This is a genomic window from Williamsia sp. D3 (assembly GCF_000506245.1).
In the GTDB taxonomy this organism is placed as follows: domain Bacteria; phylum Actinomycetota; class Actinomycetes; order Mycobacteriales; family Mycobacteriaceae; genus Williamsia; species Williamsia muralis.
The window spans coordinates 104,696-127,006 of sequence record NZ_AYTE01000026.1 but is presented as its reverse complement, the minus strand read 5'-3'; the positions used below and the strand labels follow the sequence as shown (position 1 = coordinate 127,006).

The 22,311-nt window shown below is 65.8% G+C and carries 20 protein-coding genes, 1 tRNA gene and 2 pseudogenes; 12 read left to right on the top strand and 11 right to left on the bottom strand.

The window, feature by feature from the left end:
- Positions 1–2: 2 nt before the first annotated feature.
- The 3 genes from W823_RS45660 to W823_RS59660 all read right to left on the bottom strand — a co-directional run bounded on the left by W823_RS45660 (position 3) and on the right by W823_RS59660 (position 1,723).
- Complete coding sequence (locus W823_RS45660) at positions 3–575, bottom strand: hypothetical protein (protein WP_023959311.1); 573 nt, start codon at positions 573–575, stop codon at positions 3–5.
- The gene (locus tag W823_RS45655) at positions 572–1,153 is read right to left on the bottom strand and encodes a hypothetical protein (protein WP_023959309.1); all 582 of its coding nucleotides are present in this window, start codon (positions 1,151–1,153) and stop codon (positions 572–574) included. The genes W823_RS45660 and W823_RS45655 overlap by 4 nt, the downstream gene beginning before the upstream one ends.
- A 141-nt stretch (positions 1,154–1,294) precedes the next feature.
- Positions 1,295–1,723 (bottom strand): TVP38/TMEM64 family protein, encoded by a 429-nt coding sequence (locus W823_RS59660; protein WP_369792628.1) that lies wholly within the window; start codon positions 1,721–1,723, stop codon positions 1,295–1,297.
- A gap of 460 nt (positions 1,724–2,183) precedes the next feature.
- Between W823_RS59660 and W823_RS45645 the strand changes: the two genes are divergently transcribed.
- From W823_RS45645 to meaB, 3 genes are read left to right on the top strand one after another with little or no spacing between them, the layout of a single operon-like run.
- Positions 2,184–4,067 (top strand): methylmalonyl-CoA mutase subunit beta, encoded by a 1,884-nt coding sequence (locus W823_RS45645; protein WP_023959307.1) that lies wholly within the window; start codon positions 2,184–2,186, stop codon positions 4,065–4,067.
- Between the two features lies 1 nt (position 4,068).
- Positions 4,069–6,345 carry a methylmalonyl-CoA mutase gene (gene scpA / locus W823_RS45640; protein WP_023959305.1) on the top strand — a complete coding sequence of 759 codons (2,277 nt, stop codon included), beginning with the start codon at positions 4,069–4,071 and terminating at the stop codon, positions 6,343–6,345.
- Between the two features lie 13 nt (positions 6,346–6,358).
- Positions 6,359–7,345, top strand: coding sequence for a methylmalonyl Co-A mutase-associated GTPase MeaB (meaB, locus tag W823_RS45635; protein WP_031332539.1), 987 nt, complete (start codon positions 6,359–6,361; stop codon positions 7,343–7,345).
- On the opposite strand, the gene W823_RS45630 is transcribed toward meaB, so the two are convergent.
- Positions 7,342–8,382, bottom strand: a complete 1,041-nt coding sequence (locus tag W823_RS45630) for a nucleoside hydrolase (RefSeq protein ID WP_023959301.1) — start codon at positions 8,380–8,382, stop codon at positions 7,342–7,344. The genes meaB and W823_RS45630 overlap by 4 nt on opposite strands.
- Before the next feature lie 113 nt (positions 8,383–8,495).
- Between W823_RS45630 and W823_RS45625 the strand changes: the two are divergent.
- Positions 8,496–9,502: pseudogene (locus tag W823_RS45625) on the top strand (oxygenase MpaB family protein).
- Here the strand turns inward: W823_RS45625 and W823_RS45620 are convergent.
- From W823_RS45620 to W823_RS45605, 4 genes are all read right to left on the bottom strand, one after another.
- Entirely contained in the window at positions 9,493–9,900 is a 408-nt protein-coding gene (locus W823_RS45620; protein WP_038253602.1) for a DinB family protein, read from the bottom strand. The pseudogene W823_RS45625 and the gene W823_RS45620 sit on opposite strands and share 10 nt — an antisense overlap.
- Positions 9,901–9,974: 74 nt before the next feature.
- Positions 9,975–11,402, bottom strand: a complete 1,428-nt coding sequence (locus W823_RS45615) for an SDR family oxidoreductase (protein ID WP_023959297.1) — start codon at positions 11,400–11,402, stop codon at positions 9,975–9,977.
- 75 nt (positions 11,403–11,477) lie between these two features.
- Positions 11,478–12,044 carry a hypothetical protein gene (locus tag W823_RS45610; protein WP_200866389.1) on the bottom strand — a complete coding sequence of 189 codons (567 nt, stop codon included), beginning with the start codon at positions 12,042–12,044 and terminating at the stop codon, positions 11,478–11,480.
- An 88-nt stretch (positions 12,045–12,132) separates the two neighbouring features.
- Positions 12,133–12,218, bottom strand: a tRNA-Leu gene (locus W823_RS45605).
- Between the two features lie 137 nt (positions 12,219–12,355).
- Here W823_RS45605 and W823_RS45600 point away from each other — a divergent pair.
- The 3 genes and pseudogenes from W823_RS45600 (at position 12,356) to W823_RS45590 (ending at position 15,179) form a co-directional block, all read left to right on the top strand.
- Positions 12,356–13,180 (top strand): MBL fold metallo-hydrolase, encoded by an 825-nt coding sequence (locus W823_RS45600; RefSeq protein WP_023959293.1) that lies wholly within the window; start codon positions 12,356–12,358, stop codon positions 13,178–13,180.
- 65 nt (positions 13,181–13,245) lie between these two features.
- Positions 13,246–14,588, top strand: a pseudogene (locus W823_RS45595) (M20/M25/M40 family metallo-hydrolase).
- A 48-nt stretch (positions 14,589–14,636) separates the two neighbouring features.
- Complete coding sequence (locus W823_RS45590) at positions 14,637–15,179, top strand: YbhB/YbcL family Raf kinase inhibitor-like protein (RefSeq protein WP_023959291.1); 543 nt, start codon at positions 14,637–14,639, stop codon at positions 15,177–15,179.
- Here W823_RS45590 and W823_RS45585 read toward each other — a convergent pair.
- The 3 genes from W823_RS45585 to W823_RS45575 are packed head-to-tail and all read right to left on the bottom strand — an operon-like array spanning position 15,176 to position 17,583.
- The gene (locus tag W823_RS45585) at positions 15,176–16,261 is read right to left on the bottom strand and encodes a quinone-dependent dihydroorotate dehydrogenase (RefSeq protein ID WP_031332536.1); all 1,086 of its coding nucleotides are present in this window, start codon (positions 16,259–16,261) and stop codon (positions 15,176–15,178) included. The genes W823_RS45590 and W823_RS45585 overlap by 4 nt on opposite strands.
- 20 nt (positions 16,262–16,281) lie before the next feature.
- Positions 16,282–16,497, bottom strand: a complete 216-nt coding sequence (locus W823_RS45580) for a DUF5703 family protein (RefSeq protein ID WP_051406572.1) — start codon at positions 16,495–16,497, stop codon at positions 16,282–16,284.
- A gap of 54 nt (positions 16,498–16,551) precedes the next feature.
- Complete coding sequence (locus tag W823_RS45575) at positions 16,552–17,583, bottom strand: YncE family protein (protein ID WP_235189571.1); 1,032 nt, start codon at positions 17,581–17,583, stop codon at positions 16,552–16,554.
- Positions 17,584–17,674: 91 nt separating this feature from the next.
- Between W823_RS45575 and W823_RS45570 the strand changes: the two genes are divergently transcribed.
- The 5 genes from W823_RS45570 (at position 17,675) to mshC (ending at position 22,296) form a co-directional block, all read left to right on the top strand.
- Positions 17,675–18,517 carry an undecaprenyl-diphosphate phosphatase gene (locus W823_RS45570; protein ID WP_031332534.1) on the top strand — a complete coding sequence of 281 codons (843 nt, stop codon included), beginning with the start codon at positions 17,675–17,677 and terminating at the stop codon, positions 18,515–18,517.
- 81 nt (positions 18,518–18,598) lie between these two features.
- On the top strand, positions 18,599–19,318 hold the full coding sequence (locus W823_RS45565) for a histidine phosphatase family protein (protein ID WP_023959278.1): 720 nt from the start codon (positions 18,599–18,601) through the stop codon (positions 19,316–19,318).
- A 95-nt stretch (positions 19,319–19,413) separates the two neighbouring features.
- On the top strand, positions 19,414–20,079 hold the full coding sequence (locus W823_RS45560; protein WP_023959276.1) for a DUF3090 domain-containing protein: 666 nt from the start codon (positions 19,414–19,416) through the stop codon (positions 20,077–20,079).
- A 6-nt stretch (positions 20,080–20,085) separates the two neighbouring features.
- Positions 20,086–20,916, top strand: a complete 831-nt coding sequence (locus tag W823_RS45555; protein WP_023959274.1) for an SCO1664 family protein — start codon at positions 20,086–20,088, stop codon at positions 20,914–20,916.
- An 87-nt stretch (positions 20,917–21,003) separates the two neighbouring features.
- On the top strand, positions 21,004–22,296 hold the full coding sequence (gene mshC / locus W823_RS45550; RefSeq protein WP_023959272.1) for a cysteine--1-D-myo-inosityl 2-amino-2-deoxy-alpha-D-glucopyranoside ligase: 1,293 nt from the start codon (positions 21,004–21,006) through the stop codon (positions 22,294–22,296).
- Positions 22,297–22,311: the final 15 nt, after the last annotated feature.

Below are 22,311 nucleotides of genomic sequence, written 5' to 3'. Positions count from 1 at the left end.
TCTCAGTGCAACAGTAGATATCCGGTGCCGGCCACCGCAGCAGCCCACAGCACCGATGCCAACGTCCCGATGATGAACTGTTCGGCGGCGCCCGGTTCGCGGAGTTCCGGGTAGCGACCGAGTCCCTTGACCGCCAGCACTATTGCTATCGCCTCGGGCCATCGCAGACCTAGTGCTGCCACCACCGCGATCCGCTCCAGGTATCCGATGACGCGGCCTCCTCGCAGTGGCGTCGGCGCTGGTGGTTCCGGTACATCTCCGGAGCCGGCCGTCTCCGGTTCCGGTGGCCGGGTGTCCAGTTGCCACGGTTCTATGCCCCCGAGCAGCAAGGCACCGCGAACCAGCAAGGTGCCGCCGGTGACCGCGGCCAGAACGGTGAGGCAGTGGGTGATCACCGCGGCCGCGCCCGAGGCCCGGTCCGCAAGCAGGGCGAGCACCGCCACCCCACCGAGAGCCAGGGGCGTGGCCACCGCGGCGATGAGGTTCGGACCGGTCCGATGTCCGATCGGCGCTGCAGCAAGGATCAGTGGCAGCACAGCGGTGACCCCGAGTAGGACAAGCGCAGCGACGATCATGAATGTGCCGACTGCAGTAGATGTATGGCCAGCAAACGCGTCTCCTCCTCGATGTACCAGTCCGCGGCACGCAATCGCTGCGACAGCGCCTGCGGGGTGATCCCGAGTGTGGCAGCAGCCACCGACTGAGTCTGTCCCGAGCGCATCTGGCGAGCCGCGGCGTGTCCAGCATCTGACCGTCCGGCGATCGTGCGGACCAGCAACCGAAGCCCGGTCTGGGCGTATGTGCAGGGCATCGGGTCCGGCCCCATGACGGCGACGCTGTAAGGATTGGTCTTCGCGGCGTTGACCGCATCGCGTGCGCGTTCGAACGCGGGCCCCCGCCCGGCGCGAGTGATGGATGGCAACGGGAGTTCCACGGTGCCGATCCCGACCCCGATACTCCACCCACCTTCTTCGGCGAGGGTGAGCACTGTGTCGATGACTGCGGCGGGGTCGTCGAGTACCGCCTGGAACTCATCTCCCGCGGTTCGATCGAATGGGCGGATGACCGGGATGTGGGTCAGCGATTGCAGCGCGTGGGGTACCCGGTCGGCTTCTCGTCGGCTGTGCCGTTGGTCGATGGTGACGACGTACATCGGTCATCCCGTCCGTTATCAAGTACATAACCTTGATCTGAGGGTATCAAGTCAGCAGCCTTTACTTCAAGGAATTCCGCTCTCAGGCTTGTCGGTCGGCACCCTCGGTGGATTCACTCGTGACGCCGGCGCAGCCTTCGCTCAGCCAGCACGGTTCGAGAGTTCATCTGCAGGCTTGTCGGTGTTCTCCATATCGCCATCGGTGGGTTCCCTCACCGACAGCCTCGTGTCGAGGATCAGACCGAAGACGCCGAGGCTGAACAGGCCCGCCGACAACGCCAGCATGACCGGATCGCCGTCTCCTGCGAGAGCATTGCCGAGGATGACCACGGCTGCTGTTCCCGGTGCGACACCGATCACCGTGGCGAGCGCATACGGCGCGAACTTGATGGCAGACAGAGCTGCGACGTAGTTGGTGACAGAGAACGGAAACGCGGCGATCAGCCGGAGTGACCCGACCGCAAGCCATCCCCGGCGTTCCATGCGCAGCTCCACCGAACGCGCAACCGGGTGGCGTAGATAAGGCCGGATACGTTCTCGTCCCAGGCGCCTGACCAGCACAAAAGCCATCAAAGCCGCGTATGGTGGCCAGCATCGCACCGACGAAACCCACCAGCGGACCGAACAGCAAACCGGATGCTGCGGTGAACGCCGAGCGCGGTACGGGCCCGATTGCGATGACGGCATAGCCGATGAAAAAGATCCAGACGAAGTTCGGCCCGAACGAGTCGGCCCAGTCCCGCAGCCTGCCCACCGAGGGCAAGGGGATCAGGTAGGCGCCGAGCAGGACGGCGATCACCACCACCAATCCGCCGAGCGCCCGGATCACCGCGGTTCGCCCGGTGAGCCGACCACTGAATTTCACGGTCTCAAGGATACGGGCGAAAAAAAGTCGCAAAGATGTGCGCGACGCCACTGCTCGGGCATCGACTCCCCGTACCGGGCCGAGCGTTCGATCGGATAGTGTCGATTCACCTCAAGATGCGATAGAGATCACGACGTCACAAGCAGATCGAAGGGCTCACGCCGAATGCCGGATACCCGACCTGACCTCCACGACCTGGAGTCCAGTTACCAGCAATGGTCCGACTCCGCCGCACAGGTGCTCGCGAAGTCCAAGCGCGTCGACGTCGCCGATCTGCGCGACACCCCAGAGACGCTCTTGTCGACCACCACCCCGGATGCGTTGACCATCAAGCCGCTCTACACGCGGCGCGACGAACTCGACGAGCCCGGGTTGCCCGGGTCCTACCCGTTCGTCCGAGGCAGCGACCGCGTGCGGGACGTCAACATGGGGTGGCGTGTCACTGAGCGCTTCGGCGACCCGGTCGGCGAGCCCCAGGATCCGGCGGCCCTGAACCAGGCAATTCTGGAGGCACTGAACAACGGGGCCAGCGGGCTGTGGCTGACGGTCGGTCACTCTGCCATCGCCCCGAAGGATCTCGCCGCCGTTCTCGACGGCGTCTACCTCGATCTGGTTCCGGTCACACTCGACGCCGGTGCCGCGGGCATCGAGGCCGCGCAGGTCCTCCAGCCACTCCTCCCGGACTCCGCGACGGTCGGCACGGTCAGCTCCTATGGCCTCGCGCCTCTGACCGCCGCGTTCTCCGGGCGTCCGGCGGTTGCACTCGCCGATGCGATCGAGGTGGCGGCATCGGCCGGCGCGGCCGTGCGGTCCATCCGTGTGGACGGCACCGACTTCGCCCTCGGTGGCGCCACCGACGTGCAGGAACTGGCCTTGGTCACCGCCGCCGGCGTCGAGTACCTGAGGGCCCTCACCGCGGCCGGACTGGCTGTCGACAAGGCACTCAACCAGCTGACGTTCGCACTGTCGGCCACCGACGACCAGTTCGGAACGGTGGCCAAGTTCCGCGCGATCCGCCGCCTCTGGGGACGGGTCGCCGAGGTCAGTGGAGCACCTGAGGCCGGGGGAGCGGTGACCCACGGGGTGACCGCGCTGAGCATGATGAGTCAGCGTGATCCCTGGGTCAACATGCTCCGGGTGACCACAGCCACCTTCGGCGCGGGGGTCGGCGGTGCCGATCAGATCACGGTGCTGCCCTTCGACGTGGCGCTGCCACCGGCAGACCGGACCACCAGCCCGAGCTTCTCCCGCCGGATGGCACGCAACACCCAGCTGCTCCTCATCGAGGAGTCGAACGTGGCCAAGGTGCTCGACCCCGCGGGTGGTGCATGGTTCGTCGAGTCACTCACCGACGACCTCGCTGCATCGGCGTGGGCACTGTTCCAGGAGATCGAGGCCAAGGGCGGGTACCAGAAGGCCCTCGACGACGGATGGATCGGCGAGCAGGTCTCCATCTCCCTGGCCGCCCGAGACGAGGCCGTCGCCCACCGGACCACCTCGCTCACCGGCATCAACGAATTCCCCAACCTGGCCGAGAAGCCGCTCACCACACCGGGTTCGGCCGACTTCGTCGACTTGCCGACCGCAGCGCCGAATCTGGCCCGCACTGCCCGGCCGTTCGAGCGTCTGCGTGATCGTTCCGATGCGTTTCTCGCATCCCACGGAAAACGGCCGATCGCGATGTTGCTCCCACTCGGGTCGGTCGCCGAACACAACGCCCGTACGACGTTCATCGCGAACCTGCTGGCGGCCGGCGGCATCGAGTCGGTCAATCCGGGACCGCTGACCGCCGACGCCATCGCCGCCGCGAGGGCGACGTCCGGAGATCCGGTTGTCGCGGTCCTGTGCGCGGCCAACCCGCGCTACGAGAGCGACGGCGCAGGCGCCCTCGCAGCCGCTCGCGAGGCCGGATTCCACACCGTCCTGCTCGCCGGGCCGGCCAAGGCGTGGACTGATGAGCAGAACGCGCCGGACGGGTACCTGCAGATCGGGATCGACGCGATCTCGACGCTGACAGAACTGCTGGACACGATCGAGGCGGAGAGCTGACATGACCAGTACTCAGAACAAGTCGACCACCGCTCCGTCCGGGCAGTCGGTGCCGAACAGTTTCGCCGACGTCCAATTGACGGGGGAGGCCGTGGCCGCCGCACCGGGAGACAGCGATCAACTCGTGGCCGATCTCGCTCAGGCACACGGCTATTCGACCGAGCAGGTCACGTGGACCACCCCCGAGCAGATCGACGTCCGCCCGTTGTACACCCGCTCGGACCGTGATGCCATCACCACCGACGGCGAGCATCCCTATCCGCTGGACACCGTCCCCGGCGCCGTTCCGTATCTTCGCGGGCCGTACCCGACGATGTATGTGAACCAGCCGTGGACCATCCGGCAGTACGCGGGATTCTCGACCGCCGCAGAGTCCAATGCCTTCTACCGCCGCAACCTCGCTGCCGGCCAGAAGGGTCTGTCGGTCGCCTTCGACCTGGCCACCCACCGCGGTTACGACTCCGACCACCCACGTGTGGCCGGTGATGTCGGGATGGCGGGCGTCGCGATCGACTCCATCCTCGACATGCGTCAATTGTTCGACGGTATCGATCTGGGGTCGGTGTCGGTGTCGATGACCATGAACGGCGCCGTCCTCCCGATCCTGGCGCTGTACGTGGTGGCCGCGGAGGAACAGGGTGTGCCCCCGGAGAAGCTGGCCGGGACCATCCAGAACGACATCCTCAAAGAGTTCATGGTGCGCAACACCTACATCTATCCGCCGAAACCGTCGATGCGCATCATCTCGAACATCTTCGAGTACACCAGCACCAAGATGCCGCGCTTCAACTCGATCTCCATTTCCGGCTACCACATCCAGGAGGCCGGGGCCACAGCCGATCTCGAGCTGGCATACACCCTCGCCGACGGTGTCGAGTACATCCGGGCGGGCATGGAAGCCGGCCTCGACGTGGACAAGTTCGCACCCCGCCTGTCCTTCTTCTGGGGCATCGGCATGAACTTCTTCATGGAGGTCGCCAAACTCCGGGCCGCCCGGCTGATCTGGAGTGAGCTGGTCGCGAAGTTCGATCCGAAGAACGCCAAATCGCTGTCGCTGCGCACGCATTCGCAGACCTCGGGCTGGTCGCTGACGGCACAGGACGCGTTCAACAACGTGGCCAGGACGTGTATCGAGGCAATGGCCGCCACGCAGGGTCACACCCAGTCCCTGCACACCAACGCCCTCGACGAGGCCCTCGCGCTGCCCACGGACTTCTCGGCCCGCATCGCGCGTAACACTCAGCTGCTGCTGCAGCAGGAGTCGGGTACCACCCGACCGATCGACCCATGGGCGGGCTCGAATTACGTGGAATGGCTCACGCATGAGCTGGCCAACAAGGCCCGCGCGCACATCGCCGAGGTCGAAGAGGCAGGCGGGATGGCCCAGGCCATCAACGAGGGCATCCCGAAGCTCCGGATCGAGGAGGCGGCCGCCCGCACCCAGGCGCGGATCGATTCGGGTCAGCAGCCCGTCATCGGCATCAACAAATACCAGGTCGACGAGGACCAGGAGGTCGAGGTCCTCAAGGTCGAGAACTCCAAGGTGCGCGGAGAACAACTCGAGAAGCTGAAGACGCTTCGCGCGAACCGGGATTCCGACGCGGTCGAGGCTGCGCTGGCAAACCTCACCCGCGCCGCCGCCGACGACAAGGGCGGCATGGACAACAACTTGATGGCGCTGGCGATCGAGGCGGCGCGGCATCAGGCGACCGTGGGTGAGATCTCCGAAGCGCTCGAGAAGGTCTACGGCCGCCACCAAGCAGAGATCCGCACGATCAGTGGGGTGTACCGACATGAGGCCGGACAGGTGAGCAACATCGACGCGGCGATCGACATCGTCGAGAAGTTCGCCGAGGCCGAGGGACGCCGTCCCCGCGTGCTGGTGGCGAAAATGGGGCAGGACGGCCACGACCGAGGCCAGAAGGTCATCGCCACCGCATTTGCCGACCTCGGATTCGACGTCGACGTGGGCCCTCTGTTCCAGACCCCCGACGAGGTCGCCCAGCAGGCGGCCGACAACGACGTTCACGTCGTGGGGGTCTCGTCGCTGGCCGCGGGTCACCTGACCCTCGTGCCGGCACTGCGCGATGCGCTGGCCAAGGTCGGGCGCGGCGACATCATGATCGTGGTCGGTGGAGTGATCCCGCCGGGAGATTTCCAGGAGCTCTATGACGCAGGCGCCGCTGCCATCTTCCCGCCGGGAACGGTCATCGCAGACTCGGCGGTCGAGCTGATCACGAAGCTGGCCGCCGAACTGGGGCATGAGCTGGCGTCTTGAGGCACTCATAGGTATGGCCAGACCACCACTGGATCTGGCGCAGTTGGCTGACGCCATCCGCGCAGACAAACGGCCCGATCTTGCTCGAGCCATCACTCTGGTCGAGTCGACGAGGGCCGATCACCGGGCGCACGCACAAGAGTTGCTCCTGGCGCTGGGCCCCGACTCCGGCGATTCGTATCGTGTCGGCATCACCGGCGTGCCGGGAGTCGGCAAGTCCACCACGATCGAAGCGCTCGGCATGCACCTCATCGAGCAGGGCCACAAGGTTGCGGTCCTGGCGGTCGACCCGTCGTCGACACGCACGGGCGGGTCGATTCTCGGCGACAAGACGAGGATGGGTCGGCTGTCGGTGAACCCGAACGCCTACATCCGGCCGTCACCGACATCGGGAACGCTCGGCGGTGTCGCCAAGGCCACTCGCGAGACCATCGTGCTGCTCGAGGCCGCGGGCTTCGATGTGGTCCTGGTGGAGACCGTCGGTGTCGGACAGTCAGAGGTGACCGTCGCGAACATGGTCGACGTCTTCTGCTTCCTCACCCTCGCCCGCACGGGAGATTCGTTGCAGGGCATCAAGAAAGGCGTGCTCGAACTCGCCGACATCGTGGTGGTGAACAAGGCCGACGGCAAGCATCAACGCGAGGCGCGCAGTGCCGCAAAAGAACTCCAGGGTGCGCTCCGACTGCTGTCGCCACATGACGCCCTCTGGCGGCCTCCGGTGCTCACCATGAGTGCGATGGAGAATGTCGGGGTCCGGGAGTTCTGGGAGACGGTCCTCAAGCACAAGGACGTGCTCGAGCAAGCGGGGGAGTTCCAGGCTCGGCGCAACAAACAGCAGGTGAACTGGATGTGGTCGATGGTCACCGACCAGTTGCTCCGCCGATTGGACTCGAGCGAGGCGGTTCGGGGGATCCGCGGCCGTATCGAGGAGGAGGTACGGGCAGGCACCCTGACGCCGGCGCTGGCCGCGACCAGGATCGTCGAGGCGTTCGACGGCTAGTCGTGTAGTTGCTGCACCGTCACCGCAAACGCCGCCACGCGTTCGATGAGCGCGTCGAAGAACAGTTCGGGATCGGTTGCGTCGGCGATGTCCGCATTGTTCTCCCGACCCCAGAACTGCCGTTCGTCGGCAATGGTCGTCCCACGTGTGAGAGCACCCGCCGTCTCCACGTCCACGCACGCAGGCCGGGTACGCGCGACAGCTGGATCGAGCGCAACAGCGGCCGCGAACGGGTCGTGCATGTGGCAGATGTATCCCTCGGCGTGGGCCTCGTGGAACTCGAAGTAGAACCGGACGGCGTCGACCAGATGCCGGATGACGACATTGCTCGCAACCGACCGGACCCCCTGTTCATCATCTGGTCCTGGCTGTTCGACGGGACTGGACTCGGCAAGCGCGGCCAGACGGCCCAGGTGGTCCGGCGTCATCCGGATCGTCTCCGTGAGATCGAGTGGGCAGATGATCGGCCGTGGGGCACCATCAACACCGAACGCCGCGAACACCTCCTTGGCTGCCTCCGGATCCACGGCGATGTTCCATTCGGACGTGGGCGTTGTGTTGCCGGGGTGATGGAACGTCCCACCCATGATGACCAGCCTCCGCAGTCGGGTCGGCAGGGCCGGGTCGCGTCGGATGGCCAGCGCGAGGTTTGTCAAAGGCCCGGTGACGAGTCCGACGAGCTCGCCCGAATGTTCTTCGCTGAGTTCGATCCAGGCGTCGGCCGCATCGCGGTGGGAGGGCGTCGACGTGGGCGCCGGCAACTGCGCGTAACCGACCCCGAGCGGCCCGTGGGTGTCCTCGGTGGTCATCGGTGAGCCGGTGAGTGGGCCTGACGCTCCGAGACACACCTCGATGTCGTCCCGGCCGCACAGTTCGAGCCACGCCAGGTTGTTCCCGCACACCACATCCGTCGGTACATTGCCCCCGGTCGAGAGGACAGCCCGCAGATCTGCGGCCGGATGGGCGAGCAGGTAGAGCAAGGCCAGCGAGTCGTCGATACCCGTGTCGCAATCGAAGATCAGGGGGACTGTAACCACCTGATGACCCTAGTGGATGGCCGGGATGGTCCGGAGAAAGTGCTCCGGAACTGTCACGTGTTCTCGTTTAGGTGCTAATCTGATCACGAGCGTTTCCCGATGGAAGGTTTACGATGACGATTGCCGAGTCCGTTTCGACCAACACTGCCGCGCCGGCCCGTCCCCGGATCGCTGCGCCCGGTGAGGGCGAAGATTCCCTGATCAACAACATCGACGGCGACATCGAGCTGATCCCGCCGGACTCGATCACTGCAGAGTTGACCGGACATTTCACGTTCCTGCCGGTCAACGGGGCGGCTTTCGTGATGCAGGTGATGCTTCCGGTGATCGGCGATGTGGTGGACAAGTATTCGGTGTTCCGCACCGACCCGGCCGGGCGTGCCATCCGGTCGGTGGATTCCGTTCTCCGCTGGATCTATGGCGGACAGGAGGCGATCGAAGAAGGCAAAAGACTGCGCCGGATGCACCAGCCGCTGCAGATGAAGAACTCGCAGGGCAAACACATCAGCGCGCTCAATCCCGAGGCGTATCAATGGGTCATCGCCACCGCGTATCCCACGACCATCAAGGCCGGACCACTTCTGATCGGCCGGGAGTTCAACGCCGAGGAGAAGCAGGAGATCTTCCGCGACAATCGTCGCATCGCCAAGATCGTGCAGGTGCCGATGAAGGGTTACCCGACCACGATCGAGGAGTTCGGCGAGTACTACGAAGCTTCGTCAACAACAAGCTGGTCGCGCACAAGGTCGCGCTGGAGCTGATCGGTCAGATGCGCGAAGCGCCCCCGATTCCCGACTCCGTTCCGGCTGCACTGCGCCCGGCGGCGAAGAAGGCCGCCAAGTTCGCCATGTCACCGGTTCAGAACCTCAACTACCTGACCACGGTCGGGGTGATGGATCCCCGCGTTCGCGAGATTCTCGGCCTCACGTGGAGTGACCGCGAGCAGCGGGACCTCGAGCGGATGCACACCGTGATCCGTGGTTCGTACAAGGTTCTGCCCGAGCGACTGACCTACTTCCCGCTGGCGTACCACGCCCGCCGCCACCATGCCGCAATCCAGGCGATGAAAAAGCGCGAAACCGGCGGTGCCGCATACAAAGTGGGAAAGAGTCACGCCTGACGAAGGACGTCGCGTGTGAGTTCGAGCTGGCCGAGGTGCTGGGCCAGCTCGCGCACCACGTGTGTCAACACCCACTCCGGGGTGGCGGTTGCGACCTCCGGACGGGTGGAACCGGTGACGGTTCGATCGCGAATCCCTTCGCGTAGTGCGACATCCACCCACTCGGGCAGACGCGCACGAACATCATTGACCCGTGTGATCAGGTCATCGACCCGCCCGGTGGCAGTGAACTCGGCGGCGCGGTCCCGCGGAATCTTCAGGCCGGCGATCACCGAGCCCGCCCAGTGCTCGATCACGCCGACGCAGTGGAACACGATGGCGTAGGGACTGTTGGCGCCCGGCAGATCCGGCCTGGTGTTGGCCAGCTCGTCTCCCAGGCCCTTCAGGATGTCCGTCATCGACGACAGGCTCTCGCCGATGATCGTCAAAGTGGCTACAGCCACACGGCTTTCGGCGTCGTCGTGCCGCGGCGTCACCACGGGTACGGCTCGAAGTCTTTGAGAAAACAGCCGTACAGGTCGATACCGGCTTCGCCCTGCACCACCGGGTCGTACACCCGGGCCGCTCCGTCGACGAGGTCGAGGGGAGCACGGAAGCCCTCCTCTGCCAGTCGGATCTTGCTGGTGTGCGGCCGTTCGTCGGTGATCCACCCGGTGTCGACGGCGGTCACCAGGATCCCGTCCTCGTAGAGGTCGCCGGCACTCGTGCGCGTCAACATGTTCAGCGCCGCCTTCGCCATGTTGGTGTGAGGATGACCGGGCCCCTTGTATCCACGCGAGAAGATGCCCTCCATCGCCGACACGTTCACCACATACTTGCGTCGCGCCGTCGATGCCCGGAGGGCCGGGGTGAGCCGTGACAGCAGGATGAATGGAGCCACGCTGTTGCAGAGCTGGACTTCCAGCAACTCCAGCGGGTCCACCTGGTCGACGGTCTCCACCCAGCTGTTGCTGTCGACCAGGTCGGGTAGCAATCCGCCCGCGTCGATGGCAGTTCCGTCGGCGATGCGTGCGGGAGCCGCAGACCCCGCAGTCATGGCCAGGGAGGCGAGCGCCTTGGCCGCCGAGTCCGAATCGCCCCCTGAGGCGAGCGATTGTGGATGCAGCTCACTGCTGTCTCCCATGGTCAGCACCGGTACCGCCGCCGCGGGGCCGGTGAGCGGTGCTCGTTCGGCGTCGGCGAGCGAACTGTAGGCGCCGGCGGTGCGCCGGACCGTCTGTGCGGCGTTGTTGATGAGGATGTCGAGAGGTCCTTGTGCCGCAACCGAATCCGCCAGCGCTGTCACCTGTGCAGGATCGCGGAGGTCGATACCGACGATGCTCAGGCGATGCAGCCATTGGTCGGCGTCCGGCTGCCGGGCGAATCGCCGGGCCGCATCCTTGGGGAACCGGGTGGTGATGGTGAGGTCGGCACCGTCGCGGAGCAGCATCAGCGCGATGTACATGCCGATCTTCGCCCTGCCGCCGGTGAGAAGCGCGCGGCGGCCGCTCAGGTCGGTGTGCTGGTTGCGTTTGTCGCGGTTGGCGGCCGCGCATCGTGGACAGAGTTGATGGTGGAACGCGTCGACCCGGGTGTAGTCCTGCTTGCAGATGTAGCACGGCTGGGGGCGGATGAGCGTTCCGGCGGTGCTGCCGGGCGCGCCCGTCAGTGGTAGGCCCGCGGTCTCGTCGTCGATGCGGTCCGGCGAACCGGTCGCGGTGGCCGCCAGCACCTTCCGGTCGGCGTCGAGACGGGTCTGATGAGCCTGCTTCTTGCGGCGCCGTTTGGCCCGCTTGAACATCAAGGCCACGGCCCGCTGCACCGTGACCGAATCAGGATGATCTGCGTCGAGTTCGGTCACCTGGTCCAGGACACGGTGGAAGACCGCCAAGTCGGCGGGATCGATGAGGTGGGCGTGCACCCGAGTATTGTAGTGCGCCCGGTCGACCACCCTGACCGCGCGATACGGTCCTCCGCTTGCGACCGAGCGTCGCAGTCAGCGCCGGGTTTGGGCGGCTCCGGGGACAGTGGTGCCGGTGGGGCCCGCCTCTGCGGCACCGTCGTCGGCCGCCGGCGCCCGTGGAGGCGTCATCGAGACGAACCAGGCTTCCTGGACACCCAGGACCACGATGATCGACAGCAGCAGTCCTTCGGCCTCGATGGGGGACAGGCTCAGGTTCATCGCACCGACCACGTCGGGGAACAGGGCGACGACAAACACCAAGACGTACAGCGGCACACCCGCACACCCGAGCACCAAAGGCATCACCTTTGCATCGGTGTGCGTGCGGAACTGCACCGCGAGCATCGCGATGCCGATTGCACCGATGAGTCCGGCGATCGAGAACCCGGTGCGCCACACAGCAGTGATCTCGGGGGCCACCTGCGCGAACAACGAGACCGCGGCGGCGACAACAAATTGCAGTGAGACGAGATAGGCCATGTTGCTGCCGCGGCCGTCTCGGCCGGTGAGATCGTCCCGGTCTTTGACCGCGACCCACCAGAGGCCCAGCAGGGTGAAATTGGTGGCCGCAACGACGCCATAAAACGCGGATTGATCCATGTCCAGCACAGTAGGCCGTGCGCGGGTGCGCCGACAGGTGCTTTTCGATCGACAACCAGGTGCAGCATCGCGCTGTACCGGCAAAGTGTGTCCGAGGGGGGACTTGAACCCCCACGCCCGTTAATAGGGCACTAGCACCTCAAGCTAGCGCGTCTGCCATTCCGCCACTCGGACCAGTCACGCCGGCAGTCAACCTGCCAGCGCCGGATAACATTAGCCGACTGCCGGCCTGCAACCCAAATCCCCAGGACAAGGCCATCTCGAGACGATTCTCGTCTGCCGATGCGGGCAAGGTGCTAACAATCTGTCTCATGGACCTGGACACGGTGATCTGCCGTACCTGCGCCGTGGAGCACGGCAGCGGGCGACCACAGACATGCCGGATCTGTGGCGACGAGCGCCAATATGTACCGCCAGGCGGGCAACAGTGGGCCTCTCTCGCCGAGTTGACGGCGGACGGTCATCACGTCGAGATCGATGAACTCGAACCCGGGCTCCACGAGCTGCGCGCCGTACCGGGAGTCGGGATCGGTCAGCGGAGCAAGTTGCTGTGCACCCAGGCCGGAAACCTGTTGTGGGACCCCCTCGGTTTCATCGATGAGCGGTCGATTGCCGCGGTACGTGATCGGGGAGATGTGGTGGCCATCGTGGCCAGTCATCCGCACATGTTCGGTGTCCAGGTGGAGTGGAGCCATGCACTGGGGCGGGTACCGGTCCTGGTGGCCGACGCCGATCTCGAGTGGTTGGCCCGGACGGATCCGGTCATCGAATCGTGGAGCGGTGACCTCGAAGTCCTGCCGGGTGTCACACTTGCGCAACCGGGCGGGCACTTTCCGGGCAGCGCCGTGGCGCATTGGGGCGCCGGAGCGCAGGGGCGCGGTGTGCTCCTTTCCGGAGACACCGTCCTGCCCAATCCCGACCGGGCCACGGTGTCCTTCATGCGCAGCTATCCGAACCGCATCCCATTGTCGGCGGCGGTGGTGGACCGGTTGGCCCGAGACATCGGGAGGTTCCGATTCGATCGCCTGTACGGCAACTTCGCCGAGTTCATCGCCGCGGACGCCGCAGCTGCGGTCCAGCACTCGGCTCAACGCCACATCGGTTGGGTGCGGGGTGATTTCGACCATCTGACCTGACGCTGGAATCGTGGACTCCGCCGAGCGCCCGGTCCGAACGTCGTCAGGATGATAGGAATGAGCAGGTGAGCCCCGACACCGACACTCCCTCCGCAACCGATGAAGTTGTCGGCCTGGTCAGCAGGCTGATCCGCTTCGACACCAGCAACACCGGTGAGCTCGAGACCACCAAGGGCGAGGAAGAATGTGCCCGTTGGGTGCAGCAGCAACTCGAGGACGTGGGCTACCGGACCGAGTATGTCGAATCCGGCCAGCCCGGCCGGGGCAACGTCTTCGCAACCCTGCCAGGTAGCGACTCCACCCGAGGCAAGTTGTTGCTGCACACCCACCTTGATGTCGTGCCGGCAGAGCCCGCCGACTGGAGCGTCCATCCGTTCTCCGGATCTGTCGAGGACGGTTACATCTGGGGCAGGGGCGCGGTCGACATGAAGGACATGGCGGGAATGGCGTTGGCCCTTGCCCGGCAGTTCAAACGCGACGGCACCGTTCCTCCTCGCGACATCGTGTTCGCCTTTCTCGCCGACGAAGAGGCCGGCGGCAAGTGGGGGTCGCACTGGCTCGTGGAACACCGGCCCGATCTCTTCGAAGGGGTCACCGAAGCTGTCGGTGAGGTCGGCGGTTTCTCTCTCACCGTCGACCGGCCCGACGGCGGACAAAAACGCCTGTATCTCGTCGAGACTGCGGAAAAGGGCATCGCCTGGATGCGGCTGACGGCAACCGCAACAGCCGGCCACGGATCGTTTCTGCACGACGACAACGCCGTGACAATCTTGTCCGAAGCTGTTGCGCGGTTGGGCAGGCACACGTTCCCGTTGGTGATGACCGAGTCGGTCTCGGAGTTCTTGGCCGCGGTGTCGGAGGAGTCCGGGCTCGAACTGCACCCGGACACACCGGATCTGGAAACCGCCCTGTTCAAGATCGGCTCGATCGCCCGGATCATTGGAGCCACCCTGCGGGACACGGCCAACCCCACGATGCTCAATGCCGGGTACAAGGCAAACGTCATTCCGCAGAAAGCCACCGCCGTGGTGGACTGCCGGGTGTTGCCTGGACGTCAGGCTGCCTTCGAAGCCGAGGTCGACGCCCTCATCGGGCCACAGGTCACCAGGGAATGGGTCACGAAACTCGACTCGTACGAGACCACGTTTGACGGCGACCTGGTCGATGCGATGAATGACGCGATCTTGGCCCACGACCCCGAAGGCCGCACCGTGCCGTACATGCTGTCCGGCGGCACCGACGCCAAAGCCTTTGCACGCCTGGGCATTCGGTGCTTCGGCTTCGCTCCGCTGAAACTGCGACCGACCTCGATTTCGCCGCGCTGTTTCATGGAATCGACGAGCGGGTACCGGTGGAGTCGGTTCTGTTCGGTACCGATGTGCTCGAGCACTTCTTGCTCCACAGCTGATGGCCGCACGCTTCAAGGATTGACCCCTACGGAAAGGACGCGAACGACATGTCGAGTTACAACCCGTACGACGCACTACCTCACCTGCCCGGTTTCACCCTGACATCCGAGAGCATCACCGACGGCGCACCGCTCGGCAAGGCTCAGGTCTCCGGGATCATGGGAGCCGGCGGCGAGGACGTCTCGCCTCAGCTCAGCTGGTCCGGCTTCCCAGAGGACACCAAGAGCTTCGCGGTCACCGTCTACGACCCGGATGCTCCCACCGCCTCGGGATTCTGGCATTGGGCAGTCGCGGACATCCCGGCGTCGGTCACGTCGCTCGACGCCGGCGTCGGTGATGGCGCCGACGGGTCACTTCCGTCCGGAGCCGTGACCCTCGACAACGACGCCTCGGCGCCGCGGTTCATCGGCGCCGCCCCGCCACCCGGGCATGGCCCGCACCGGTACTTCGTCGTGGTGCACGCGGTGGATGTCGAGAGTCTTGGGCTGCCCGATGGTGCGACGCCGGCCTACCTCGGATTCAATCTGTTCAGCCATGCGATCGGACGTGCCGTGATCCACGGCACGTACGAGCAGCCGGCCGGAGACTAGTCGGACAAGGGTGCCGCGCTGCCGACCGCCTCGGTGATCGAGGTATACCCGGCAGCGCGCACCCTGCCGGCCAGTCCCTGATGAATGTGCTTGGCCCACAACGGACCGCCGTAGATGAAACCGGTGTAACCCTGGATCAGCGAGGCGCCGGCCCTGATGCGCTCCCAGGCCTGATCGGCGGTCTCGATGCCGCCGACGCTGACCAGCGTCAACTTGCCGCCCACCCGAGCGTGAAGTCGGCGTAGGACCTCGAGCGAGCGGTCTGCGAGCGGGGCGCCCGACAACCCGCCTGCGCCCATCGCCTCGACCTCATGCGCAGGGGTGGCCAACCCGTCCCGGCTGATGGTGGTGTTGGTGCAGACGATGCCCGCCAGCCCCAATTCGACTGCCAGGTCCGCGATTTCGTCGATGTCGTCGTCGGCGAGGTCGGGAGCGATCTTCACCAGTACCGGAATGTCCACCGACTCCTGTACCGCGGCAAGCAACGGACGCAGGGAGGCCACGGCCTGAAGATCCCTCAGGCCCGGCGTGTTCGGCGAACTGACGTTCACGACGAGGAAGTCCGCCAGCGGTCCGAGTAGTCGAGCGCTGATCAGGTAGTCCTCGACCGCATCTTTGGCTGCGACAACCTTGGTCTTGCCGATGTTGGCACCGATGGGCACCATCGTCGTTGTCGTCTTACGCTGTCTGAGCAGGTTGGCTGCCGCGCCCGCCCCATGATTGTTGAAGCCCATCCTGTTGATGAGCGCACGGTCGGCAGGCAGACGGAACAGCCGCGGTCCGGGGTTTCCGGGCTGCGCGGCACCGGTGACCGTACCGATCTCGGCGAACCCGAAACCGAGTGCGCCCCAGGCGTCGATCGCCTGCGCGTTCTTGTCGAATCCCGCGGCCAGTCCGAGTGGCGCGGGGAAGTCGATCCCGAAGACGCGCGACCGCAGTACCGGATCGTGGGTCACCAAGACGCGGCCGGCAAGGAGGCGAAGCGGCTTGACCCGGCCCACCAAGTTGATGATCGCCGCTGCGACGCGGTGGATCCGCTCTGCCGGTACACGGAACATCAGTGCCAGGAGCAGCGGATACAGCCGCCGATAGAGCGACTCGATCACGCGCTCAACCCGGTGTCGGGAAGGTCGGTCGGCGCCAGCCGTGGCCTGCGCCTACGCAGCAGGACCTTGCGACTACCGTCCGAATACAACCGCACCCGCGACAGCTCCCACCCCCCGAACTCCGCCTGGATCGACAGCCGCATCGATGCCGTCACCCGCGTCACGTCGGGCGGGAGGCGCAGGGGGACGTATTCGTAGTCGTCTGCCGACATATCCCATTCCCGCGGAAACCCGCGGTTGCGCTTACCTGCCAATCGAAAGTCACCTCACTGCTGGTCGGGGTCGATGATCTGCAGACCCTCACCACGGGCCGAGAGCAGATACACCGTTCCCGTCTTCGGGTCCACCACCATCGAGTTCGCCTGCCCGACTGTCTGGAACTGGCGTTGCTGAACCGGTGTCCCGGTGGACAACTCGTAGGCGGTGACCTTGTTGTTTCCGGTGGTGCTCACCCACGCCAAGTTGTGGGTGTCGTCGTAGTCTACGGCGTACGGTCCGAAGGCCACCGGATAGCGGAACTTGTTGACCAACGGGTCCCCGTTGAACGCCAGCAACTCGCCACCACGGGTGTCGGTGGTGAGGAACCGCCCGAAGTGATCCACCGTGAGATTTGTCGCACCGTCGCCCGCACGGATAGCGACCCCGAGGTCGTCATCCGCCAAGTCGAGTTCGGTCACCGACGACTGCGCACGGTCGAGAACAACCACCTGGCCGTTGTGTTCGGCGAGCGCATCCGCCCGGACGAGTCCGTCGATCGTCCCCGTGACCGCGCCTTGGGCGTCCACCCGCAGAATCTCACCACCGTCGGTACCGATGAAGGTCTCACCGGTCGAGCTCAGCAACGACGACACCGGGGTTCCCGGCACGTCGGTGGTCGTGATCGCGCCGTCTGCCGAATCGACGGTCAACATCGCGTCGGAGACAAGCACCTGCAGCTTCCCACCACTGAACGTCCCGAACCCGGATGCCCTGTCGGGCAACGTGACTGCGCGAGCAGGCACACTCCCGGCTGCCAGACCGGCGGTGGGGTAGAAGAGAACCGTCCGCCCGTCGTCGGACAGCAGCGCGAGCAGGTAAGTGCTCGGGCAGAACGCCAGTGCAGTCCCGGCTCCGGGCACCGGTACGACAACACCGGCGGGCCGTTCGGACCCATCTGCCGCGGGTGCGGCGATCGGGGTCTGCGGGGTGATCGTCGGGACGTCCGGGGTCTCTTCCGAATCCGAGCAACCCGCCACCACGAGTGCCGCGACCATCATTGCCACGATCAGGCCTCTGCCGCGCACATTCATGGGAACCATCTTGCTCGTTGACGACCGGGGCATGGACGGCCGGGGGGAGTGCGCGTCGCTCGACAGGGGTGGGGCCGCACGTCCCGTAGCATCGGCTGCCGTGACCGACTCGATGAGCTGGGCCCAGTCGATCGTCCTGGGTGCCGTGCAAGGCCTGACCGAATTTCTGCCCGTATCGTCCTCCGGCCACCTGCGCATCGTCTCGGAGGTGTGGTTCGGCGACGATGCCGGCGCGTCGTTCACCGCGGTGACCCAGCTCGGCACCGAGGCCGCGGTGCTGGTCTATTTCGCCCGGGACATCGTCCGCATCATCGCGGCGTGGTTCCGCGGCCTGCGCCGCCCCGAAGCCCGGGATCTCGACTACCGGATCGGCTGGTATGTGATCATCGCCACCATTCCGATCGGCGTCCTCGGCTTCCTGTTCAAAGACCAGATCCGCACCGGCGCACGCAACCTGTGGCTGATCGCCACCATGCTCATCGTCTTCTCCCTGGTGATCTTTCTGGCCGAACGGTACGGCGCCAAGAAACGACCGATCGAACAACTCACCCGGCGCGACGGTCTTGTCATGGGATTCGCGCAGTGCCTGGCGCTGATCCCCGGTGTCTCGCGTTCCGGTGCCACCTCGAGCGCCGGACTGTTCCTGGGCCTCGAGCGGGAAGCCGCGGTGCGCTTCTCCTTCCTGCTGGCCATCCCGGCCGTGACCGCGTCGGGGCTGTTCAGCCTGCCGGATGCATTCAGCCCGAGCGGCGACGGCATGCAGGCGAGTGGCCCACAGCTGCTGGTCGCCACCCTCGTTGCCTTCGTCATCGGCTTCGCCTCGATCGCCTGGCTGCTGAAGTTCGTCGCCAACCACTCCCTGAACTGGTTCGTCGCCTACCGGATCGTCCTCGGATTGGTCGTCATGGGCCTGCTCGCCGGTGGGGCGATCAGTGCCACCTGAGTCATCTGAACAGAATCCGTTCCTGTTCGGCGCTGCGTCCACAACCGGGCGCAGTGCCCACGTCCGCCTAAGCTGATTCGTGTGACGGTCATTCTGCTTCGCCATGGTCGATCGACGGCCAACACATCCGGGGTCCTGGCCGGTCGTACCGAAGGTGTGAACCTCGACGACCACGGCCGCACCCAGGCCGCCGCACTGATCGAACGATTGGGCGGGCTCAGCGGACTCGCCGCCGTCGTCCGATCACCCCTGCAGCGTTGTGAACAGACGGTGGCGCCACTCGTCGAGCACTTCGGCTGTCCCGAGATCGTCGAGGACAGGCTCGTGGAGGTCGACTACGGCCAGTGGTCGGGGCGGCCGATCAAGGAACTCTTGTCCGAACCGCTGTGGCGCGTGGTCCAGCAACAACCGTCCGCGGCCATCTTCCCGGGCGGGGAGGGGCTCGCGCAGGTGCAGTCACGCGCGGTGGCGGCAGTTCGCGAACTGGACGCCGGATTCGCCGGAGAGGACGGCGCCGGTGTGTGGATCGCATGCACGCACGGCGACGTCATCAAAGCGGTGCTGGCCGACGCGATGGGCATGCATCTCGACGCATTCCAGCGGATCGTGGTCGAACCCGCGTCGGTGAGTGTGATCCGGTACAGCCTCGCCAGGCCGTACGTACACGCGGTGAACTGCACTTCTACGCTGCCGTCGATCCCGAGCGCGCCGAAACCGAGCGAAGCCGCGGAACAGAAACCCTCCGACTCCGGCGAACCACAGTCCGATGAGGCGGTGGTGGGTGGCTCGACGGGCACCTGACCGCCACGGCGCGTGGGCCGCATCCAACAGCGACCTCGTGTCGTGGGCGAACCGCCATCAAATGGGGATAATCGAACTCGGAAAAGGGAGGTGCCATGGCCAGAGCGATACACGTCTTCCGTAGTCCCGACCGTTTCATCGCCGGAACGGTGGGCCAACCGGGCGACCGGACCTTCTATTTACAGGCTGTCCACGAGACACGCGTGATCAGCGTGATGCTCGAGAAGCAGCAGGTCCAGATACTCGCCGACCGGATCGGCGCGTTGCTCGAAGAAGTGCACCGCCGCTTCGGCACGCCGCTGCCCGCGGAATTGTCCCGGGTCGAAGACCTCAGCCCCCTTGTCATGCCGGTCGATGCCGAATTCCGGGTCGGCACGATGGGACTCGGCTGGGACTCGGAATCCGAGGCCGTGGTGGTCGAGCTCCTGGCCATCACCGAGGGTGAGTTCGACGAGAGTGTGGTGCTCGACGACACCGAGGACGGGCCCGATGCCGTCCGCGTGTTCCTCAGCACGGGCGCCGCGCGTGAGTTCGCGACCCGCTCGAGCCGCGTCATTTCTGCCGGCCGCGAACCCTGCCCGCTCTGTGGCGAACCGCTCGACAACGCCGGACACATCTGCGTCCGCACCAACGGGTACCGCCGGGACACCGAGTTCGGCCCCTCGCTCGAGTTCATCGATCCAGACCTCCTCGAGGGCATCGAGGACGACGAACCCGGCGACGAACCCGGGCCCGCCTCCGGCGACGAGCCGAGTCGGTAGTCCACGGTGGCAGCACCCAGTGAGAAACCCGTCGATGTGGCAGAGGTGCTCGCCGAGGGCGACCTCGAACTGATCGGGCAGATCCGGTCCGCCAGCAACGCCACCCTCGTGTGCGACGCAGTGGTCGGGGAGACCTCGGTCCGCTGCGTCTACAAGCCGGTGCGGGGCGAACAACCGCTGTGGGACTTCCCCGACGGCACGCTGGCCGGCCGCGAGGTCGCGTCGTATCTGGTGTCCGAGGCGTTGGGATGGTCGGTGATCCCGGTGACGCTGCTGCGCGACGGACCCTTCGGCCCCGGGATGGTGCAGCGCTGGATCGACACCCCCGAGCCCAGCGACGGACTGCCCACGCGGCTCGACGTGGTCGACCTCTGCTCGCCGGATCTGGTGCCAGAGGGCTGGAAAGTGATCCTGTCGGCCATCGATGCCCGGGGTGAGGACGTGGTGCTCGTGCATGCCGACGACCCGCGCCTGCAACGGATGGCCGTACTCGACGTGCTGATCAACAACGCCGACCGCAAGGGCGGGCACGTCCTCGAGGGCCTCGACGGTCAGGTGTACGGCGTCGATCACGGCATCTGCCTGCACAGCGACGACAAACTCCGCACGGTCCTGTGGGGCTGGGCAGGCGAGAATATCCCGGCGCACCTCCTCGAGGACGTCGGCGGCCTGCTCGACGCGCTGCGAGAGGAAACCTCACCGCTTCGGGACAAGCTCAGCGGGCTCATCACCGCCGCCGAGATCGAGGCCCTCGCCATGCGTGCGACCATCATGCTCGGTGACCCGGTGATGCCTGACGCGAACAGATCCAGACCGATTCCCTGGCCGGCGTTCTGAGCGCCGTCGCCGCGCCGAGACCGCTCCGCCCGAGCGGAAGTTCGGCCCTGAAATCGGGTTCCCCCATCCCCGCCCTAAGGTGTTCTCATGCAGTCGTGGTCTGACACCGCCGTTCCGCCAGTACCCGGTAGAGGGCCGGCTCTACGGCTCTATGACACCTCGGACCGTCAGGTGCGGCCGGTGACCCCAGGCCCCACGGCGACCATGTATGTGTGCGGCATCACACCTTATGACGCAACACATCTGGGTCACGCAGCCACCTACCTGACCTTCGATCTCGTCAACCGCGTCTGGCGCGACCTCGGTCATGATGTCCACTACGTCCAGAACATCACCGACGTGGACGACCCCCTGTTCGAACGAGCGAACCGCGACGGGATCGACTGGGTGGACCTCGGTCAACGCGAGATCAACCTGTTCCGAGAAGACATGGCCGCGTTGCGGGTGCTTCCTCCTCGCGACTACATCGGTGCGGTGGAGTCCGTCGGCGAGGTGGTCGAGGTGGTCGAAAAGCTGTTGGCCTCAGGCGCCGCCTACATCGTCGACGACCCGCAATACCCGGACATCTACTTCCGGACCGACGCCACAGAGCAATTCGGGTACGAATCGGGCTACGACCACGAGACGATGCAACGGTTCTTCGCCGAACGTGGCGGTGACCCCGCTCGTCCGGGCAAGCGCGACCCCCTTGACGCCCTGGTGTGGCGTGCCGCCCGCGAATCCGAGCCGTCGTGGGACTCACCGCATGGCCGAGGCCGTCCGGGTTGGCACATCGAATGTGCTGCAATAGCTTTGAACCGGATCGGTGCCGAGTTTGATGTGCAGGGTGGGGGCAACGACCTGATCTTCCCGCACCACGAGTTCTCCGCGGCGCACGCCGAGGCATTGACCGGTGTCCGCCGATTCGCCAAACACTATGTGCACACGGGAATGATCGGCCTCGACGGCGAGAAGATGTCGAAGTCGCGGGGCAACCTCGTTTTCGTGTCCAAACTGCGGGCGGCACAAGTCGATCCGGCCGCGATCAGGCTGGGCCTGCTCGCCGGGCACTACCGCACAGACCGGGCCTGGACCGACGACGTGCTCGCGGAGGCGACGTCGCGCCTGGACCGGTGGCGTCGTGCCGTGCAGCGTGGCGCTGGACCGGATGCCGCCCCGACGATCGAGCGACTACGTCAGCACCTCGCAGACGACCTCGACACCCCCAAGGCCCTCGCGGCAATCGATGCCTGGGCGGCCGACAGTCTCGATGGTCTGGGCAGTGTCGCCTCCGCGCCTGCGGATCTCGGTGCCGCCGTCGACGCCCTCCTCGGGGTCCCACTCACCGACACCGGGGCCGAAGGGTCGCCAATCGTTCTCACCGACAGCGAATCCCACTGACGGCTTCGGTAAGGT

What these genes read in the sequence shown, in the direction of transcription:
- W823_RS45660 (WP_023959311.1), bottom strand. Translation starts at nt 575, where the DNA reads ATGATCGTCGCTGCGCTTGTCCTACTCGGGGTCACCGCTGTGCTGCCA.
- W823_RS45655 (WP_023959309.1), bottom strand. Translation starts at nt 1,153, where the DNA reads ATGTACGTCGTCACCATCGACCAACGGCACAGCCGACGAGAAGCCGAC.
- W823_RS59660 (WP_369792628.1), bottom strand. Translation starts at nt 1,723, where the DNA reads ATGGCTTTTGTGCTGGTCAGGCGCCTGGGACGAGAACGTATCCGGCCT.
- W823_RS45645 (WP_023959307.1), top strand. Translation starts at nt 2,184, where the DNA reads ATGCCGGATACCCGACCTGACCTCCACGACCTGGAGTCCAGTTACCAG.
- scpA (WP_023959305.1), top strand. Translation starts at nt 4,069, where the DNA reads ATGACCAGTACTCAGAACAAGTCGACCACCGCTCCGTCCGGGCAGTCG.
- meaB (WP_031332539.1), top strand. Translation starts at nt 6,359, where the DNA reads ATGGCCAGACCACCACTGGATCTGGCGCAGTTGGCTGACGCCATCCGC.
- W823_RS45620 (WP_038253602.1), bottom strand. Translation starts at nt 9,900, where the DNA reads ATGACGGACATCCTGAAGGGCCTGGGAGACGAGCTGGCCAACACCAGG.
- W823_RS45610 (WP_200866389.1), bottom strand. Translation starts at nt 12,044, where the DNA reads ATGGATCAATCCGCGTTTTATGGCGTCGTTGCGGCCACCAATTTCACC.
- W823_RS45600 (WP_023959293.1), top strand. Translation starts at nt 12,356, where the DNA reads ATGGACCTGGACACGGTGATCTGCCGTACCTGCGCCGTGGAGCACGGC.
- W823_RS45590 (WP_023959291.1), top strand. Translation starts at nt 14,637, where the DNA reads ATGTCGAGTTACAACCCGTACGACGCACTACCTCACCTGCCCGGTTTC.
- W823_RS45580 (WP_051406572.1), bottom strand. Translation starts at nt 16,497, where the DNA reads ATGTCGGCAGACGACTACGAATACGTCCCCCTGCGCCTCCCGCCCGAC.
- W823_RS45575 (WP_235189571.1), bottom strand. Translation starts at nt 17,583, where the DNA reads ATGGTTCCCATGAATGTGCGCGGCAGAGGCCTGATCGTGGCAATGATG.
- W823_RS45560 (WP_023959276.1), top strand. Translation starts at nt 19,414, where the DNA reads ATGGCCAGAGCGATACACGTCTTCCGTAGTCCCGACCGTTTCATCGCC.
- mshC (WP_023959272.1), top strand. Translation starts at nt 21,004, where the DNA reads ATGCAGTCGTGGTCTGACACCGCCGTTCCGCCAGTACCCGGTAGAGGG.